Source organism: Fibrobacterota bacterium, assembly GCA_019509785.1.
Taxonomy (GTDB): Bacteria; Fibrobacterota; Fibrobacteria; order UBA11236; family UBA11236; genus Chersky-265.
Genome location: JAEKLQ010000025.1, coordinates 44,957 through 62,761 on the forward strand (window position 1 = coordinate 44,957; position 17,805 = coordinate 62,761).

Genomic DNA, 17,805 nt, shown 5'->3' on the forward strand with positions numbered 1-17,805 from the left:
CTTTCAGCCGTGACTCCGCAGCCGCCCGACCCTTCATCGGAAACTGGAACCGCCGACTCCGATCCCGGATCCATGTCGCAGCGCCTGGAAGATTTCTGGCGTAGCCGTAAAGCCGAAGGCGAACTCCAGACCACGGAAATCCCCATCTCCATGCTGCTGGCCCTGGATAAGATGGTCCAGCAACAGGCCGGAGCCCCGGCCGCGCCCGCCGAACTACAATCCGCCGCGGACTCCGCCGCATCCGAGCGTAAAAGCGCGTTGACCGTGCGCGATTTGAGCGGGCATCTGAAACGCGTCGCCGCTTACGCCAAACTCCTCGCCCTCAAGGCCGGCCTTTCCGAGCAAGAATCCAATTTCGTCAAGCAGATCGCGCCCATGCACGATATCGGGAAATGGGCCATCCCCGAAGCCATCCTGCAAAAGCCCAGCACCTTGACCCCGGAGGAGTGGGAGATCATGAAGACCCACACCCAGGCGGGTTACGAGATGTTGAAGGATTCCAAGCTGGACGTACTGCAAATGGGCGCCCTGGTGGCGGTCCAGCACCAGGAAAAGTTCGACGGCACGGGTTATCCCAAGGGCCTCAAGGGCGAAGAGATCCACATCTACAGCCGCATCACCACGGTGGCGGACGTGTTCGACGCCTTGGGCAGCCAGCGATCCTACAAGCACGCTTGGGCCGTCGCCGACATCGTGCAGTACTTCGCCGAAGGGCGCGGGACGCATTTCGATCCGACGCTTGTGGACTTGCTGCTGGAGAACCTGGAAGAATTCCTGGCGGTCCGCGAAGGGCTGCCGGTCGCCGGCGCCGAGGCGGCGGGCGCCGAAGCTACGGGCGTGGACGAAAACCCTAGCGGGCGCTAGACCGTTTCCCGCCGGACGTCGCCGCCCAATAATCCTTCCACCATCCCGATCAACGCGTTCAGGCGGAACGGTTTCTGCAGGAACGCGACGCCGGGCATCCCCAGGTTCTTGTGCACCGCCGCGTTATTGCTTCCGGTGTACCCGGACATGAAGATCACCTTGAGGCCGGGGAAATCTTGCCTCAGATTCTCCACTAGCTCGGACCCGCTCATATGCGGCATCACCACGTCGGTGAGCACCAGGTCGATGGGGCGATCCGCATTGCGGATCATCTCGAGGGCCTCCACGCCTTGGGAGGCCTCAAGGACTTCATAGCCCTTGATCTCGAGGAGCTCGCGGATAAGGCCGCGCAGCATATCCTCATCTTCCACCAAAAGGATGGATTTCATCACACGTAAAGATACCATCCGGGGGCGGCCAGGCAAGCGCCGAAAGAAATTCGGCACATTCTACCGGTGATCCGCATCTCAATCTAGGGGGATTCTTTTCAATACCAGGGCGGTATCCGAGGAAGCCTCGCAGCGGAAGCGGATTTCGCCCAGCACCCGTCCCGTCTCCGTTTCCAGCCGGACTTCCCACTTTCCCGGGGCAAGGTTGCGTTTATTGGTATAGCCCCGAAATCCCTCGGCGCGGCCCCCCGCGATGGGGAATCCGATGCGCGAAGCGTCCACCCAGCCCCGGCGGGGATCGTCGAAGCGCCAGCGATGGTACAGGGTGCAATGCAAACCCTTGGGGGCGAACACCGAAGTGAAACAAAAGATCTTCTCTCCGGGCCTTTGCCGCACGAGGGTTTCCGAGGTCCGCCAAAAGGCCCAGGCCGGCGGCGGTTCGATCTCGGCCGAGTAGTCGCCATCGACCCGTTCCAGGTTGCGGCAGATGGACACGTTCTTCTTGACCAGCGGCACCGGCGGGATGGCGTTGGCGAGATAGAGCCCCACGAGACATAAGGCTACGGCATAGGTGGGCCAGAGGCTGCCCTTGGCCTTGGGGGAAAGCCGCTTCGCGACGAAGGTTAAACCTACGCCCGCGGCCGTGCTGATGAAGAACCAGAACGCATTGATGCTGCCCATGACGTGGGGGATGGCGAAATTGAGGAAGAGGATGGCGCAGGTTCCGAACAAGGCCCAGGTGAGCGTGAAGCGATGGTAATGGTCTTCCAGGAATTCGTTGGCGACCAACAGGCCGAGTAGGACCACGGCCAATACGAATCCGGGCAGGTAACTGGAGCTGAGGAAATAGAGGATGAACAGCGCGCTGAATTGGCTTCCGAAGCAGAACTGCAGGAAAAAGACCGGGCCTTCTTCTCGAAGCCAATGGCGGGCCTTGGCGAAGGCGGTGTCGGGCTGGTCGTGGGCCCCTTCGGCATGCGCCATCCCGCCGGGGATTGCCCCTTTGTCGACGTGGGCCTCCGCGGCTTCAGGTCCGCCCAATCGGCCGCGGCGGCCCATGAAGACCAAGAGCCCGGCCGAGACCAGTAAGTAGCCTAACAGCATCCAGAGATCCAGGGCGGTGACCGCGCGGCCCAGGGTGGCGGCGTCCCACAGGAAACCGCCGAAGAACGCGACCGCGGGGAAGGCGGCCTTGGCGCGGAAGAACAGGGCGGCGAAGCGTTTCACGTGTAAGGTCCGGGATCGGTCACGATGGCCTCGGTTATCGGGTCGGTTGCGGAAAATTTATAACTTTCGCGGAACAGCCTTTAACAGGGCGCTAAAGGGGCCGCGCCTGGCCCGCCCCATTCCTTGGACGCATATCCAATGGCCTTGAAACCCTATCATGAAATCGCCGGCGAACCGCCCCGTCCCCAGCTCGTGCTGAAAGGCCGGGACGGCCGGGAATACGGCGTCGTCGAGTATTACGAAACCGACCGCGCCCGGCCGTATACCCACGTGCTGCTGGAATTCTTCCCCTCCGACTCCCCCGAGGGCCCGCGTCCCCGCATCTGGGTCGATCTGGCCGCCTGGAGCGTCGCCATCGGCCACGGGAAGAATCTGCCCGATCCCGATTTCGAGCCCAGCTTGGACGCCTACCTGAAAACCTTCCCCGAAGAGGAGAAGGAGCTGCGCCGGGAACGCGCCCGTAAGGCCATCCGCTTCGATCTGATGCGCCTGGCGGAGCAGGGCTATAGCATCGCCTACCAGGAGATGTTCCCCGGCGAACTGACCCGCGAGGATTTCCCGAGGGTATGGGTGGATAAGACGCAATACGTGGTGGACGATCAGTACCTGATCCGTCCGGGCGATTACCGTAACCAGATGACCTTGGTGTTCGTACCCGAAGGGGCGGACAAAAGCGGCGGCGAGGTCGAGCCGGCCATGTTGGCCAATTGGCTCTTCGGCGAAGGCTATGAGATCCTGGAGTCCCAGCTGGAAGAGATGCGCGCGCGGCGCGTGCTGGATCAGATGACGTCCAATCCCGAATTGGAAAGGATCTACCGGGAGCGCCTGGCCCGGATGCGCCGCGAAGGCGTCCTGCTCGGCATCAAGCCCAAACCCTACGCCGCCCGCGGCTCCGAAGAGACGGAATCCCCATAGTGAGTCGCGTCGATCCCGCCCTGCAGGCCTTTCAGGAGCAGGTGGCCCTGAAGTACCAGCTGTACAACGGGCTGTTCCTGGGGCTGCCCTTCGAGGACCTGGCCGATACCGGCGTGCAATTGCCGCTCTTCGCCAACGAATGCCGGGAAAAATTGCAAGCGGGGAAATCCCCGGCCGAGATCGTCGCCCAGTATTTCAAAGAACGTCCGGGACGGCCCGGCTTCGAGGCCCAAGTAAAGGTCCTCTTCAAGTTCCTGCAATTGGTGGAACGCCAGGTGGTGCTCTTCGACGCCTTGGAGGATGCCGCCTTCCCCGCCGTGAACGACGTTACCGGGCCGGGCAGCCTCGATCATTTCCTGGCCCGCGTCGTCGATCAGGGCAAGCAGGACTTGCTCGGTAAGGAGTTGGACGGCTATAAGGTGCGCATCGTGCTCACGGCCCATCCTACCCAGTTCTATCCCGATTCCATCCTCGGCATCATCACCGACCTGAGCGAGGCCATCGAGGCCGACAAGCTGCCGGTCATCCACGAGCTCTTGCTCCAGATGGGCAAGACCCGATTCCAGAACCGCCAGCGCCCGACGCCCCTGGACGAGGCCAAGAGCCTTATCTGGTATCTGGAACACATCTTCTACCGGACCCTGCCGGCGGTCTCTTCGCGCCTTTTAGGCGCCCTTCCCGAAGGCCGCCAGGATCCGTTCCGGCATGCTCCCGGCGTCGAACTCGGCTTCTGGCCCGGGGGCGATCGCGACGGTAACCCGTACGTTACCTCGGCGACCACCCTCAAGGTGGCCGAAGCCCTCAAGGCGAGCATCCTGGGCCTGTACCTCCGCGATCTGGAGTCCCTGCTCAACCGCCTTACCTTTGACGGCGTGATCCAACCCTTGCAGGCCATCCGCGATCGCGTGGAGGCGACCGCCCCGCGGGCCTTGCCCGGCGAGGCCAAGCCCTACCCCGCCCCGGCCGACCTGCTGGAGGATCTGCGCCCGTTGCGGCGCGCGCTGGCGGAAGAGCATCAGGGCCTTTTCATCGCCCGCCTGGACGAATTCATCCACAAGGTTCAGGCCTTCGGATTCCATTTCGCCGCCTTGGATCTGCGCCAGGACAGCCGCGTGCACGCGACCGCCCTGGAAACCCTCTTCGCGCGCTTGCACTCCCGCGGGCATCTCTCCGCGCCCAAGAGCCAGCGCAAAGGGGCGTGGCCGCGCGCGCATGGGTCCTCCCAGGATTCCGCCTCGGCCTTGCTGGAGGAAATGGGCGGATATCCCGGCCTCTCCGCCGAAGGCAAGCTGGATTTCCTGACGCGCTGCCTGGAGGCCCCGGACCTGAAAGCGGAGTTCCTCCCGGACGAGATCGATCCCCTCGCCGCCGATACCCTGGCTTCCCTGGCCGCCGCGCGCGCCATCCAGGACCTGGGCGGCGAACGGGCCCTGGACCGTTACGTGATCAGCAATGCCAACTCCGCTCTGAACGTGCTGGAAGTCATGGTGCTGGCGCGCCTCTCGGGATGGAACGCCGGCCGCATCGGCCTCGACATCGTCCCCCTCTTCGAGACCATCGAGGATCTGAAGCACGCCGAAGGCATCATGCGGAAGCTGTACGCCCATCCCGCCTACGCCGCGCACCTGGCTTGGCGCGACCGGGCCCAGACCATCATGCTGGGCTTCTCGGACGGGACCAAGGACGGCGGCTACATCACCGCCAACTGGTCCATCCATAAGGCCAAGCGCGATCTCACGCGCGTTTCGCGCGAGGCCGGGATCCGCGCCATCTTCTTCGACGGCCGCGGCGGGCCGCCGGCGCGGGGCGGCGGCAATACGCATAAGTTCTACCGCTCCCTCGGCGCCGATATCGAGCACGGCGAAATCCAGCTCACCATCCAAGGCCAGACCATCAGCTCCAATTTCGGGACTCCCGAAGCGGCACGCTACAATCTGGAGCAGCTCTTCACCGCGGGCTTGGAAGACAAGCTTTTCCCTCCCGATGCCCCCGATCTCGATCCCGAGGACATCCGACTGCTCGATCGCTTGTCCAAGCACAGCCGCGAGGCCTATCTCAAGTTCCGCGAGGATCCGCTCTTCCTCCCCTATCTGGAAGAGATGACTCCGCTTTCCTATTACGGCATGCTCAACATCGCCAGCCGCCCCACGCGCCGCAAGTCCTCGTCCTTACGCTTCGAGGATTTGCGGGCCATCCCCTTCGTGGGCGCCTGGAGCCAGATGAAGCAGAACATCCCCGGCTTCTACGGGGTCGGCATCGGCATCGGCAAGATGACGGCCGGCGGCGGACGGCGCAAGCTGGAGGAACTCTACCGCTCCTCCCTCTTCTTCCGCACCTTGGTCGAGAACGCCATGATGAGCCTGTCGAAGTCGTACTTCCCGCTCACGCGCTACTTGGAGAAGGACCGCAAGTACGGGCGCTTCTGGCGGCGCATCTATAAGGAAGCCACCGACGCGCGCGCGGTCGTGAAGGAGATCACGGGCCAGCAGAAATTGCTGGAGACGAATCCGGCGGTGCGGGAATCCATCCGCCTGCGCGAGCGCATCATCCTCCCCCTGCTGGTGATCCAGCAATACGCCATGGGGATGGTGAAGTCCGTACAGCGGAATCCGGATGCCTACCCCAAAGGGGCCTTGGACGCTTACGCAAAAATGGTGGTCAAAGCCATGGCCGCGAATATCAATGCGGCGCGGAACTCGGCTTAAGGACTCGCGCCGCCCCGCCCGCAATTCGGCTTAGGTAATCGGGCGGCGCCAGCGCGCAATTCCGCTTAAAAACTCGCGCTGCCCCGATTTCAGCCGAATCGGCAATCGAATTCCCAAAATCGGATACCCCGAAATAAAGGGAACAATCCTCCTGCCCTCGGCCGTCCAAAGAAGGGGAATTTGTACCTTTTTCCGGCGTTTCCGTGCCCGTTTCGTCTTGAAGGAGATCCTATGCGCCAACGCGCCCTAGTTTGCCTCGCCGCCTTGATCGGATTCGTCGGCCTCCGCGTTCCGGCGGCCAAAACCCTGCTGGTCCTTCCTCTCAAGATGGACACGGTGAAAATCGCCGATTACGTGGCCATGCGGGAAATGTTCACCGAGAACCTGACCAAGGAATATGACGGATCCGTGAAGGATGCGACGGGGCCGATGGAAGTTTGCGCGGCGCGGGAATGCGCCGCCAAGGCTCTCGCCTCCCAGGGAGGCGACGAGGCGGTATTCGGATCCATCCGCATCCTCGGCAGCAAATATTTCCTCAGCGGCTCCATCTTGGGAGCGGACGGCAAGCTTTACTCCCAGCAAATCCCCATGGCGGGCGTGGAGGACTTCGAGGCCGCATCCAAGCGCATCGCGGCGTCCCTGGCGAAGCGCAAGGACATCGAGCAAGTCGCCGACGTGGATAACGTGACCGAAAGGGAAGAGGCGCCGGAAGCCAATCGCCGCGCCGGCTTCTATAGCATGGGAGGCTCGGTCGGGTTTACCATCCCGGTGGGCGATAGCTACCAGCGTTGGTCGATGAAAACGAACGGGTGCGAATTTTGCGGGACGCAAGATACCACTTATACCCACTTCAAGAGCAAGCAAATCTTCACCCTGGGCTGGAACAACTGGTTCGAATTCAAGAACCACCTGGCCCTCGACCTGGACGTGCTGCTCCATATCCCCATCGCCATGGGCGGCGACGCGAATCTGGATTATCTCTTCGGGAACTCGGATTTCACGCCCTTCGCCGGCGGCGGCCTGGGCTTCCAATACGTTTTCCCCGACGAGGGAATCCATGCGGATGACACTAAGCAGAACCTGGGGCCCGCGGCCAACGTGCAGGCGGGCATGATCCTGTTCCGGACCTACAACATCAACCTGATCCTGCGCAGTTCCTATCATGTCGTGATGAACGATGACATGGACAACGGCCCGACTTTCGAGATCGCGGTGCGAACCAAGATGGGCGGCACTTCAAGCGACAAATACCATCATACGTCCTCGACCACCTACCTGGGAATGGCGATCGGGGCCGCTTACCTGATCGCAATCATCATAGGCGCAGCCAAGTCCTAATTGCCGAAAAGCGGATACAGAAAGGCCCGCGGGATCGATCCCGCGGGCCTTTTGCGTTTCAGGGACGCTTGCTTCCAGGAACGCCTATTCGGCGCAGCGGCCGGCGACTTCGATGGTATTCATCTCGCCGATGATCATCCAACGAACGGTATGGGTGAAGCTCACGCCCAACACCTGCTTGTTTCCGCATTGTTCGGACAGATCGTCCATCAACTTATCCAGGTTATCGGGAGGCACGAGGAGGAAAATGTTGAAGTGGTTCAATGACGCCGTGACTTTCTTCCCCTTGTTGCTGGTGGAATCGGGATAACCCATTTGGTGGACTACGGCGCAACCGGAAAGAACGACGGCCAACGCCAAGGCGGCCAAACGCGGAAAGCTTTTCATGCGGACTCCTATTGTTGTGTTTCGGGCACGGTCCATCCGGCAAGAACCGGACGAGTGGCGGGAAAGTTAATCGAAGCTTAAGGCCCCAACAAGACCAAGCGAGGTGGTCGGGTTAGGCCCGTTCGAAGGCGGGGACAGCTGCGATCGCTTCCCTGGAATCGGAATGCGCCGGCGATCGGAAAATGCGCCTCGCGAATGCGATTGGCGGGATCGGCGGTTGAAAATCCATCCCGGCCGGAACCAAGGCATTTCCGACCGCGCATCGGGTTCGGCCCGGACATCGGGGCTGCGGGCCGGATAAAGTCCAGGAATGCGGCTTCCGGGGACAAGTCCCACCGCGCCGTACCCGTTTCGGGGGCTACTTCTTACGCCCCGGCCAGGGATTGTTAATTTTGCGCCATGCCCCAGTACCAGCGCGTGGAACCCTATCCCTTAGGGGCCGATGCCACCGAGTATCGCCTCCTCAGCCGCGATTTCGTCTCCATAGAGCGCTTCGGCGACCGCGAGATCCTGAAAGTGGACCCGCAGGCCCTTACCCTGCTGGCCCGCGAGGCCCTCACCGACGTCAATTTCCTTTTACGTGCGTCCCATCTGGCCAAGCTGCGCGCCATCCTGGATGATCCCGAAGCCTCGGACAACGATCGCTTCGTGGCCGATACCCTGCTCAAGAACGCCGTGATCGCCGCCCAAGGGAAATTGCCTTCCTGCCAGGATACGGGCACCGCCATCGTGATCGGCGAGAAGGGCGAGCGCGTATGGACCGGCGGCGACGACGAAGCGGCATTGGAAGAAGGCATCTTCCGCACCTACCAGGAACAAAACCTGCGCTATTCCCAGATGGCCCCGGTCTCCATGTTCGATGAGAAAAACACCGGCAATAATCTTCCCGCCCAGATCGATATCCATGCCGCCTCCGGCGGCCCGGGCCATGGGGACGAATACCGCTTCCTCTTCCTGGCCAAGGGCGGCGGCTCGGCCAACAAAACCTATCTCTTCCAAGAGACCAAGTCGCTCCTGAACGAAAAGTCCCTGGAGAAATTCCTGCGCGAAAAGTTGTTCTCCTTGGGCACGGCCGCCTGCCCGCCCTATCATCTGGCCGTGGTCATCGGCGGGACCTCGGCGGAGGCGACCTTAAAGGCGGTCAAGCTGGCCTCGACGGGCTACTACGACTCGCTGCCGATCCAGGGCCAGGGCGACGGCAAGGCCTTCCGCGATCCCGAATGGGAAGAACGCATCGTCCGCATGGCCCGCGAAAGCCGCATCGGAGCCCAGTTCGGGGGAAAGTACTTCGTCCACGACGTGCGCGTGCTGCGCCTGCCGCGCCACGCCGCATCCTGCCCGGTGGGCATCGGGGTCAGCTGCAGCGCGGACCGGAACATCAAGGCCAAGATCACCCGGGACGGGATCTTCCTGGAGCGCTTGGAACGCGATCCCGGCCGGTTCATTCCCGCGGACCGGGCCGGCGCCGGCGCGGGAGTGGGCGTAGAAACGAAGCCGGTCCCCATCGATCTCAACCAGCCGATGGAAGCCATCCGCGCCGAATTGTCCAAGCATCCCATCAAGACGCGCCTGTCCCTGACCGGGCCGCTTATCGTGGCCCGCGACGTCGCGCATGCGCGCATCAAGCAAATGCTGGACGCTGGCAAGCCCATGCCGCAATACCTCAAGGATCACCCCGTCTATTACGCCGGTCCCGCCAAGACCCCGCAGGGCATGGCTTCGGGCAGCTTCGGGCCCACCACGGCCGGCCGCATGGACGGCTACGTGGACGAGTTCATGGCCAAGGGAGGTTCCTTCGTCATGCTGGCCAAAGGCAACCGTTCGCCCGTGGTGCGCGAGGCATGCGCCAAGCATAAGGGCTTCTACCTGGGCTCCATCGGCGGGCCCGCCGCCATCCTGGCGCAGGAAAACATCCTCAAGGTCGAAGTAGTGGATTTCGAAGACTTAGGCATGGAGGCCGTGCGCCGCATCTGGGTGAAGGATTTCCCCGCCTTCACCGTAGTGGACGACAAGGGCAACGATTTCTTTCAGGGCATGGGCGCGAAGGACTGAGCGATGAAGGTCTGCTTCATCCTTTCCTCCATCGGCGGCCCGCGCATGCTGCCGCAGATTTTCGCCGGCGGCATGCGGGACGACGTCGCTTACGTGGTGATCCAGCGGCTGGCCGGGGCCGGCCTCTTGGACGTGCTGGTGGAATGCCTGCGCGAAGATCTCAACCGCAAGACCCTGATCGCGGGCCATACCCTGCAGCTCCAGCCCGGGGCCATCCACTTCCTGCCCAATGAACGCAACTACGCCTTCGAAGGCGATGCCTTGGCGGCCGCCCCCGGCAAAGGCGCCCTGGATCTGGATCTCCTCTTCGCCTCGGCCGCCGCCCAGCCCCATGCCTGCGCGGTCGCCGTGCTTTCGGGCATGCTGGTGCAGGACGAAGGCTTGGCCGGGCTCGCCAAGCTGGCGGCCAAAGGGTCCTCCATCGTGGGCACCTTGGAGAGCCAAACGCCCGTCTTCGACATGATCGAGCGCCTCCGCTCCGCCGGCCTCATGGGCGAGCTTTATCCGCCCAAGCATTTGCTGGAGCATCTCGAATTCGCGACGGCCAAGCCCCGAGCGGAATCGCCCGCCGGGACGCAGAACGGCCCGCGCTTCCTGATCGCCGACGACGACGAGAAGGTGCGTTCCATGCTTTTCGAGATGCTGAAACTCCACGGCATCGCCTCCGATCTGGCGGTGGACGGTTTGGACGCCGTGCGCAAGATCCAGAAGGGCCATTACGATGCGCTGATCCTGGATCTGGCCATGCCGGAGATGGACGGCATCAAGACCTTGGAAGCCCTCAAGACCATCGATCCGGCTTTGCCCATCGTGGTGATGACGGGCAGCGAGGATCCCGCGCGCATCCAGGCGGCGAAGGAGTTCAACGTGTTAGGCGTTCTGCAGAAGCCCTTTTCCTGGGACAAGCTGAAGAAGCTGCTGCCCATGGGCTAAGGCCACCGCAGGCCCACGGCGGCGAGGCGATTCGGCGCAAAGCGGCGTGGGCGACCGGCCGCTTACCGGAGCACGATGTAGATTCCGGCCACCAGGACGATCACGATAACGCCCAAGGTCTTCGCCAAAGGGCTAGGGCGCAGATCGGGCGCGCCTTCCCGCCGCTTCAGCTTCACCGGTTCCTTCAGCGGCTTGACGGCCGTGATGATGCCCATCAGCGCGATCAGGATCAGGAAGGTTATAGCCATGTGGTTGAGGAAGGCGACGTTCGGGAACATCCAGCGCTGGAACAGGTAGATGACGACGCTGCCGATCAAGGCGGTCATCGCCGCCGAAGTGGGCGCGCGCGGGAAGACCAGGCCGAACAAGAAGGCGGCGGTTATGCCCGGCGAGAAGCAGCCCCACAATTCCTGGATGTAGTTGAAGACACCATGGAAGCGGCCCGGCAACGGGGCGAGCAGGCAGGCGACTACGGTGAAGGCGATGGTCGAGATGCGGCCGACCAGGACTTCCCGTCTGTCGTCGGCGGCGCGGTTGATGAACCGCTTGTAGAAATCCAGGGTGAAGATGGTTGACGCAGAATTCAGGATGGCGGCCAACGCGCTCATGATGGCCCCCGATAGCGCCGCCAACAGCATTCCCCGTAAGCCCAAGGGAACGATTTCCCGGATCAAGGTGGGATAGGCCAGATCGGGATTGCTGATCTTGTCCCGGAAGAGCTGGTACGCGATGATGCCCGGCAGCACGATGATGAAGGGGATGAAAATCTTCTGCAGGGCGGCGAAAAGAATGCCCAATTGGCCCTGGGCCAGGGTCTTGGCCGCCAAGGCGCGCTGGGTGATGAACTGGTTGAAGCCCCAGTAATAGATGTTGGGGATCCAGATGCCGAGGAGCAACGCGGTCCAGGGAATGCCGGGATGGTTGGCCGGCAACACCATGTGGAACTTGTCGCGGTTGTTGTGGAAAAATTCCGCCACGCTCCCGACCCGGCCCAATCCGATGCAGGTGACCACCGCCCCGCCGATGAGGAGCGCCGCCCCGTGGAGCAAATCGGAATAGGCCACGGCCTTGAGGCCGCCGAAGGCGGTGTACAGTCCCGCGCATAGCCCCACGATCCATACGCCGTAAGCGAGATCGAGGCCGAACATGGCCTGGAGCGCGATGGCGCCGGCGTAAAGCACGGTCACCATCACGACGCCGCAGTAAGCGACCATCATGTAGAACGCCATCAGGGTGCGCGGGGCCGGGCCATAGCGGTATTCCAGGAACTCGGGCATGGTATAGATGCCCAGGTTCAGGTACAGGGGCAAGAGGAAGAAGGCGATGAACACCAAGGTCACCGCCGCGATGAACTCATAGCTGGCGATGGCCAGGCCCGCCCCTCCGAAGGCCTGTCCCGACATGCCCACGAAATGTTCCGAAGAGATGTTGGAGGAAATCAGCGAGAACCCCACCAGCAGCCACCCCATGCCCCGGCCGCCGAGGAAATAATCCTTCGCCGTTTTCTCCCGGCGGGATTTGTACATGGCGTAGGCGGTCACCAGCACTGAGAAGACTAAGAACCCGGCCCAGTCGATCCAATTAAGTTGCATGCGTTTTTCCTTGCGTGTTGGCGATCAGGCGCCGCGCTTCAGCGACGGTGCGGAAGAGTAGATAGTCTTCGCCCCATCGGCCAGGCGGATAGGCCAGGCCGAAACGGGGCACGAGGAAGGGAAGCGGACCGGATATTCGCGCCGCACGGCGGCGATGGCCGAATCCACGGACCCGTCCCGGATCAGGGCGATGACGCAGCCCCCGAAGCCGGCCCCCGTCAAGCGCGCCCCGATCGTGCCCGGCGTCCGATGGAGGATTTCCACCAGCAGATCCAGTTCGGGGCAGGATACTTCGTAATCATCGCGCAAGCTGCGGTGGGAGGCGGAGAGATTCTTCCCCAAGGCCGCCAGGTCGCCGCGGCGCAGTGCCGCGCAAGCCAGTTCCACGCGCGCATTCTCGCCCACCACGTGCCGGATGCGGCGCAGCAAGACAGGATCCATTCCTTCGGAAGCGGCGGCCAGATCTTCCGGCGATAAGGCGCGCAAGGCATGCTCCCGCCGCAGCTGGGGGAGCCGCGCCTGCAACCATTCCAGGCCCTCTTGGCACTGGGTCCGCCGCAAGTTGTATTCCGAATCGACCAGGCCGCGCTTCTTACCCGAATCGATCACCAGCCAGGTATGGCCGGGTACCGCCGCCGCCACAGCCTCGTATTCGAGGTTGGCGCAATCGATCTTGAGGGCGTGATCGGCGATCCCCAGCGCGGAGATGTACTGATCCATGATGCCGCATTGCATCCCCACGAAACCGTTTTCGGCCCGCTGGCATAGCAAGGCGACGTCCCGTCCCGGAAGCGGATGCTGGAGCAGATCCAGCACGGCGCGGGCGACGGCCACTTCCAAGGCGGCCGAGGAGGATAGCCCGGCGGCCTGGGGCACGTTCCCCGCCACGCAGAATTCGAAGCCGCCCGGCCTGATCCCGATCCGTTCCAGCTCTTGCAGGACGCCGAGGACGTAGCGTAGCCAACGATTGGGATGCCCGGGATTGAACTCGCCGACGGCGAACCGGACCTTCTCCCCGAATTCGGTGGAGTATCCGGTGACGTAATTCCCTGGCGCCGAGCGGATGGAGAAGAGGATTTGCCTATCAATCGCGACAGGCATTACAAGGCCGCCCATGTAATCGGTATGCTCGCCGATAAGGTTGACGCGTCCGGGGGCGGAAGCGATCAGATCCGGCTCTCCGCCGAAGGCATCGCGGAACGATCTCAACATGGATTCCAGGGCCTGGTTCACGAAGCCGTTCCTTGCCGGCGTTCCGCGCCGGCCCGGCGCAATTCCTCCGCCGATTCCTCGGGCAGGGACGGATTGATGATATTGCCTCCCCCGGTCTCGAAACCGGCCAGGTATTTCAGCTTGTCCGCCGACCGCACGGGCGGCGCGAACTGGATATGGAAATGCCAAGGCGTGGGGTCGAGGCCCGCCTTGCAAGGCGCGTTATAGAAGAGGGTGATGTTGGGGATGCGCCGGTTGAACATGTTATCGTAACGGATCAGCACTTCCCGGTACAGTTCCGCCAGCGCGCGCATTTCCCCGTCGTCCAACGATGTCAGGTAAGGCACATGCCGAAGTGGCATGAGATGCACTTCGTATTTGAAACGCGCGAAGGCGGGCACGAAGGCGGCGAAATGGCCGTTACGGGCCACCACCCGGCTCCCGTCGCGCAATTCCTTCCCGAGCACGTCGCAGAATACGCAGCCGCCTTCGCGGGCCCGGAATTCAGCAGCGCTCGCGTACATGGCCGCCGGGATGCGGGGGATGAAGTCGGTGGCGTAGATCTGCCCATGGGGATGAGGATTGGAGACCCCGATCTCCTTGCCCTTGTTCTCGAAGGGCATCACGTATTCCATGCCCGGTACGGAAGCCAATTCCCGGAACTGCCCGGCGAAGGCCCGCAGCACGCCCTCGATCGCGTCCACGTCCATGTCGACCAAGGTAACGTTGTGCCGGGGGTCGAAGCAAACCACGCGGCAGACTCCGCGGGCCTGGGCCTCCAGGCTTAAGGATGCGTAGTCATTGTCGAAAACGAGGGTACCGGTATAACGGGGATTGGCTACTCCCGTGGCCCGGCTCGCGCCCGGGCAGAGATGGCAAGCCGGATCGAAGGCGGGCCCCGTTTCTTCCGCGGCCCGCATAACGGCACCGTTCCAGGGCCGTTCACCGGTGGCCGGGGCCAGGATCACCCATTCCTTGAGGTAAGGGTGCATGCGTTTCAAGGATGCCGGCCGACCCACGCTCATGCTCCTCCGGCCCGGCTCAGTAGCTGGCCGTGACGCGGATGATGCCCCACCATTGGCTGCGATCCTTGAGCAGCTCTTCGTAGGTGAAGCCGTTGTCATCGGGAAGCCGCAAATGGTCATGCGCGATTTGGCTGGAGATGAAAAGTCCGCGCGCCACGGTTTTTTTCAGATAGAAGGACCATTTCCAAGGGCTATAGACGTAATCCGAATGCGTCGCCGGATTTACGTAAGAGGAGGGGCTGAAGTTTTGGCCGCCGGGTACGGGAAGCCCTTCGCGTAGCGAGGTTTGCCAGTCGTTCGGAAACGGGTTTCCGCAATATTCGACTTCAATGCTCGCGACATCCAGGAGATTGAAGGCCGGGAAATTGAAACCCAGCATCCACGGGATCCGTTGTTTAAGGCTGGCGTAATAAAAAGGGTAGTCCTTCAACCCGAGAACCGCGGCTTCGCCGTAGAACTTCATGTCCTGGGACCCGAGCAGGGCAGGCGCTCCAAAGAGCGGCTTGGGATCCAGGGAAAATCGTCCCATCAGGGAAACTCCCTGGAACGTGTAATATCCCGTATCGACCTTCATCTTCGGATAGATTCGGTCTTGGGCGATTCCAGGCTGGGCTTCACCGCTAGGCAATGTTCGCAGGAAACGCCCGCGCCGAGATCGAGAACGCTTCCGAACTTATAATCCGAAACATAGGAGATGGTATAATCCGATTTCGGGTAGTATTTGTATTCCGAAGTAAGCAGCAGATCCTGGTGGAAACCGTGGGAGAACCAGGTTCCCAAGCGAATCCCCAGTAATCGATCTTTGGGCAACTCGAAATTCGTTACCAGGGTTACCGGATACATTTTGCTGCGGAATAGATACTCGCCCAGGTTCCGCTGATCCGGATTATAGTCGTAGAGGAAATACCCGACTTCCATTTCCGTGGGGAATTTCCAATCCTTCCCGAAAGCGTACAACGCCTTCGCCTCATGGATATAGGCGTTGTAGCCCGTTATCCGGGAATTCTCATTGTTCGTCTCGGGAAACGGCCTATTGAAGCTCGCTTCCAACGCCACTCGCGTGGATAGCTTATCGCTCATCGTGTTCTCGACTTATACCCGATATTGACCGTCGAGTCCTGGGGATCCGCATCCTTGGCGAAAACCCAGCCGCAGGTTGCCAACCCGATAAACAAGCCGAATCCGACAGAATTTTTCAAGCGAACTCCTTTCCCGTTCTTAAAGTCATGGAAGCATAGTTGCAAAGTAGGAGCGGATCCCTGACGCAGGGGCTCCGCTAATCATGGCTTGGAACTAGAACCGGATTTCCGATTTGATATCGGAATTGGTTAAACGAAGGACGTGGCTGCCATCCCCTTTGATCGGGGAAGGATATCGCGAAGGGCCGGAACCATCGCGCCGCCACAACACTCTCCCGTTCAAGTCCAGGATTTGCAGGGAATATTTTCCGGGCAACCCGATGTTGAACAACCCCGATGTATAGTCCACTCCGCGCATTTCCGCGCGAGAAGCCTTCGGAGCGAAATCGGAGACATCCGTCGTCGGGGTCAATTTCAGGATGGCCAGGCCATGGCTGGGAACGGAGATCCCGAAGCTTCCGGTTTTGGCGGTCGCGATATCCGCTTTGGCCCACAAATCCCTGACAGTCGCCGACGTCGTCGCCGTCCATGGGCCGACCGTGGTCCATTTATTCAGATCCGCCCAATTCACGGTGATCATAGCGGCGGCACCGGAACGGTTGAGAAGCCCGACGGCGCGGCAATTCCCCATCATCGGCTTCGCCCATATCTCAAGAGAATTGCTCGAAGAAAGACGTTGCGCTTGTACCCCCAAAGAATCCTGGTCGACCGCGATGACCTCCCTATTGATCAGGATATCCCGGATATCGGTCGTCATTTTGGTCACGTCATTTCCCGCGATCAGAGGGGCGCTCAATAGGCACCACATCCCGAAATGGGCCCTGTTTTCATCCTTATTCGAGCCGATGTTGCCTACCTCCAGCATGTCCGGATCATTCCACCCGCCGGGTTCGCCCGCGGCGCCGGGGCCGGCATAGGAGAACAGATTCACTTGTTGATCCAGGATGGACATGATCGAAGCCCAGTTCGGCCCGATATCGGTAGTCGTGCGCCAAATCTGGCCCCCGGAACTCCGCCCGAAGGTCCACGATTTTCCTACTCCCCAATTGCAAATGCTGTACAGGATGGGACGGGCGCTGTTGGGCCCGGCGTACTTCTTGATCGTATCGCCCAGGATTTTATATGCCGCCCCCGGGTTCCCCGTTTGAGTGCCGTTCACGTGGCACCAATCCACTTTTATATAGTCAACGCCCCAGTTCACCCACTGACGTACATCCTGGCTTTCGTATCCGAGCGTAGCCGGCTTTCCTTGGCAGGTTTGATCGCCAAGGGAAGTGTAGGCCCCGAACTTCATCCCTTTGCCATGAATGTAATCCGCCAAGGATTTGAGGCTGCTGCCCGTGAATTTATTGGTAGAGCTGATAAATCCATTGGCGTCGCGAGCACCCTCCCAACAATCATCCACGTTCACGTAGTTATACCCGGCCGCATTCATTCCGTTGGACGTCATGGTATCCGCCACCGCCTTGAGCAGGGTTTCGCTGACGTTGCATGCGAATTCGTTCCAGGTGTTGAAGCCCATCGGGGGAGTTTTAGAAAGCGGTGGATTCACGGTTTGCGCCTGAACCATGGTGATGCATAAGGATGATGCAATAGCGCCAAGAATTCCGGCCCTTATCGTTTTCGCTACCGATGCTCTCATGTTCGCTCCTCTGCGGCCCTTCAATGTAAACGTTTGCATAAAGGGGAATATAATGCCCATCGGCGGTTTTATGTCCGGGTTTTTTCCTTTAGATGTGGGAAAATTCCCTGAATATTGGAAGAAAGCGGATGTTATTGAATTGGAGAGCCAGAATTGGGAGCTCAGGGTTTCAAATCAGCTAGCGATGCCGCCGGGAAATTGGGGTCTGTTTACCGTCGGGCCCCATTGAACCCGCAACTCTCCCTTCCGGGCCAGGATTTTACCTTGCTCAATGGAAAATGCCAGTGTAACTGGGGAATCCTGTGCCGTATCGGGAACTATGTGTTTCCGAAGGACATTGGACATGGAGTCCAAATCCCAATAACCGGTGAGCCTTGTCACAGTT

Annotated in this window: 15 protein-coding genes; 6 read left to right on the forward strand and 9 right to left on the reverse strand. The window is 61.2% G+C overall.

Annotated elements, in window-relative coordinates; genetic code table 11:
• Positions 1–72 precede the first annotated feature (72 nt).
• The gene (locus JF616_04295; GenBank protein ID MBW8886960.1) at positions 73–864 is read left to right on the forward strand and encodes an HD domain-containing protein; all 792 of its coding nucleotides are present in this window, start codon (positions 73–75) and stop codon (positions 862–864) included.
• Here JF616_04295 and JF616_04300 read toward each other — a convergent pair.
• Positions 861–1,256, reverse strand: a complete 396-nt coding sequence (locus JF616_04300) for a response regulator (protein MBW8886961.1) — start codon at positions 1,254–1,256, stop codon at positions 861–863. The two genes, JF616_04295 and JF616_04300, sit on opposite strands and share 4 nt — an antisense overlap.
• Positions 1,257–1,331: 75 nt before the next feature.
• Complete coding sequence (locus tag JF616_04305) at positions 1,332–2,480, reverse strand: DUF2914 domain-containing protein (protein ID MBW8886962.1); 1,149 nt, start codon at positions 2,478–2,480, stop codon at positions 1,332–1,334.
• A gap of 138 nt (positions 2,481–2,618) precedes the next feature.
• On the opposite strand from JF616_04305, the gene JF616_04310 reads away from it, so the two are divergent.
• From JF616_04310 to JF616_04320, 3 genes are all read left to right on the forward strand, one after another.
• Complete coding sequence (locus tag JF616_04310) at positions 2,619–3,395, forward strand: hypothetical protein (protein MBW8886963.1); 777 nt, start codon at positions 2,619–2,621, stop codon at positions 3,393–3,395.
• The gene (locus tag JF616_04315; GenBank protein ID MBW8886964.1) at positions 3,395–6,100 is read left to right on the forward strand and encodes a phosphoenolpyruvate carboxylase; all 2,706 of its coding nucleotides are present in this window, start codon (positions 3,395–3,397) and stop codon (positions 6,098–6,100) included. The genes JF616_04310 and JF616_04315 overlap by 1 nt, the downstream gene beginning before the upstream one ends.
• 231 nt (positions 6,101–6,331) lie before the next feature.
• Positions 6,332–7,438 (forward strand): hypothetical protein, encoded by a 1,107-nt coding sequence (locus JF616_04320; protein ID MBW8886965.1) that lies wholly within the window; start codon positions 6,332–6,334, stop codon positions 7,436–7,438.
• A gap of 84 nt (positions 7,439–7,522) precedes the next feature.
• On the opposite strand, the gene JF616_04325 is transcribed toward JF616_04320, so the two are convergent.
• Positions 7,523–7,825: a hypothetical protein gene (locus JF616_04325; GenBank protein ID MBW8886966.1), complete on the reverse strand. Its 303-nt coding sequence runs from the start codon at positions 7,823–7,825 to the stop codon at positions 7,523–7,525.
• Positions 7,826–8,224: 399 nt separating this feature from the next.
• On the opposite strand from JF616_04325, the gene JF616_04330 reads away from it, so the two are divergent.
• Both JF616_04330 and JF616_04335 read left to right on the forward strand, forming a co-directional pair.
• Positions 8,225–9,877, forward strand: a complete 1,653-nt coding sequence (locus JF616_04330) for a fumarate hydratase (GenBank protein ID MBW8886967.1) — start codon at positions 8,225–8,227, stop codon at positions 9,875–9,877.
• A gap of 3 nt (positions 9,878–9,880) precedes the next feature.
• Positions 9,881–10,810: a response regulator gene (locus JF616_04335; GenBank protein ID MBW8886968.1), complete on the forward strand. Its 930-nt coding sequence runs from the start codon at positions 9,881–9,883 to the stop codon at positions 10,808–10,810.
• A gap of 62 nt (positions 10,811–10,872) precedes the next feature.
• On the opposite strand, the gene JF616_04340 is transcribed toward JF616_04335, so the two are convergent.
• The 6 genes from JF616_04340 to JF616_04365 form a co-directional block, all read right to left on the reverse strand.
• Entirely contained in the window at positions 10,873–12,402 is a 1,530-nt protein-coding gene (locus tag JF616_04340; protein ID MBW8886969.1) for a solute:sodium symporter family transporter, read from the reverse strand.
• Between the two features lie 24 nt (positions 12,403–12,426).
• Positions 12,427–13,635: a galactokinase gene (galK, locus tag JF616_04345; protein ID MBW8886970.1), complete on the reverse strand. Its 1,209-nt coding sequence runs from the start codon at positions 13,633–13,635 to the stop codon at positions 12,427–12,429.
• Positions 13,632–14,639 carry a galactose-1-phosphate uridylyltransferase gene (gene galT, locus JF616_04350; protein ID MBW8886971.1) on the reverse strand — a complete coding sequence of 336 codons (1,008 nt, stop codon included), beginning with the start codon at positions 14,637–14,639 and terminating at the stop codon, positions 13,632–13,634. Before galT ends, galK begins: the two co-directional genes overlap by 4 nt.
• A gap of 16 nt (positions 14,640–14,655) precedes the next feature.
• Positions 14,656–15,168 carry a hypothetical protein gene (locus JF616_04355; protein MBW8886972.1) on the reverse strand — a complete coding sequence of 171 codons (513 nt, stop codon included), beginning with the start codon at positions 15,166–15,168 and terminating at the stop codon, positions 14,656–14,658.
• 41 nt (positions 15,169–15,209) lie between these two features.
• Positions 15,210–15,719, reverse strand: coding sequence for a hypothetical protein (locus tag JF616_04360; GenBank protein ID MBW8886973.1), 510 nt, complete (start codon positions 15,717–15,719; stop codon positions 15,210–15,212).
• Between the two features lie 213 nt (positions 15,720–15,932).
• Complete coding sequence (locus JF616_04365; protein MBW8886974.1) at positions 15,933–17,300, reverse strand: glycoside hydrolase family 27 protein; 1,368 nt, start codon at positions 17,298–17,300, stop codon at positions 15,933–15,935.
• Positions 17,301–17,805 lie beyond the last annotated feature (505 nt).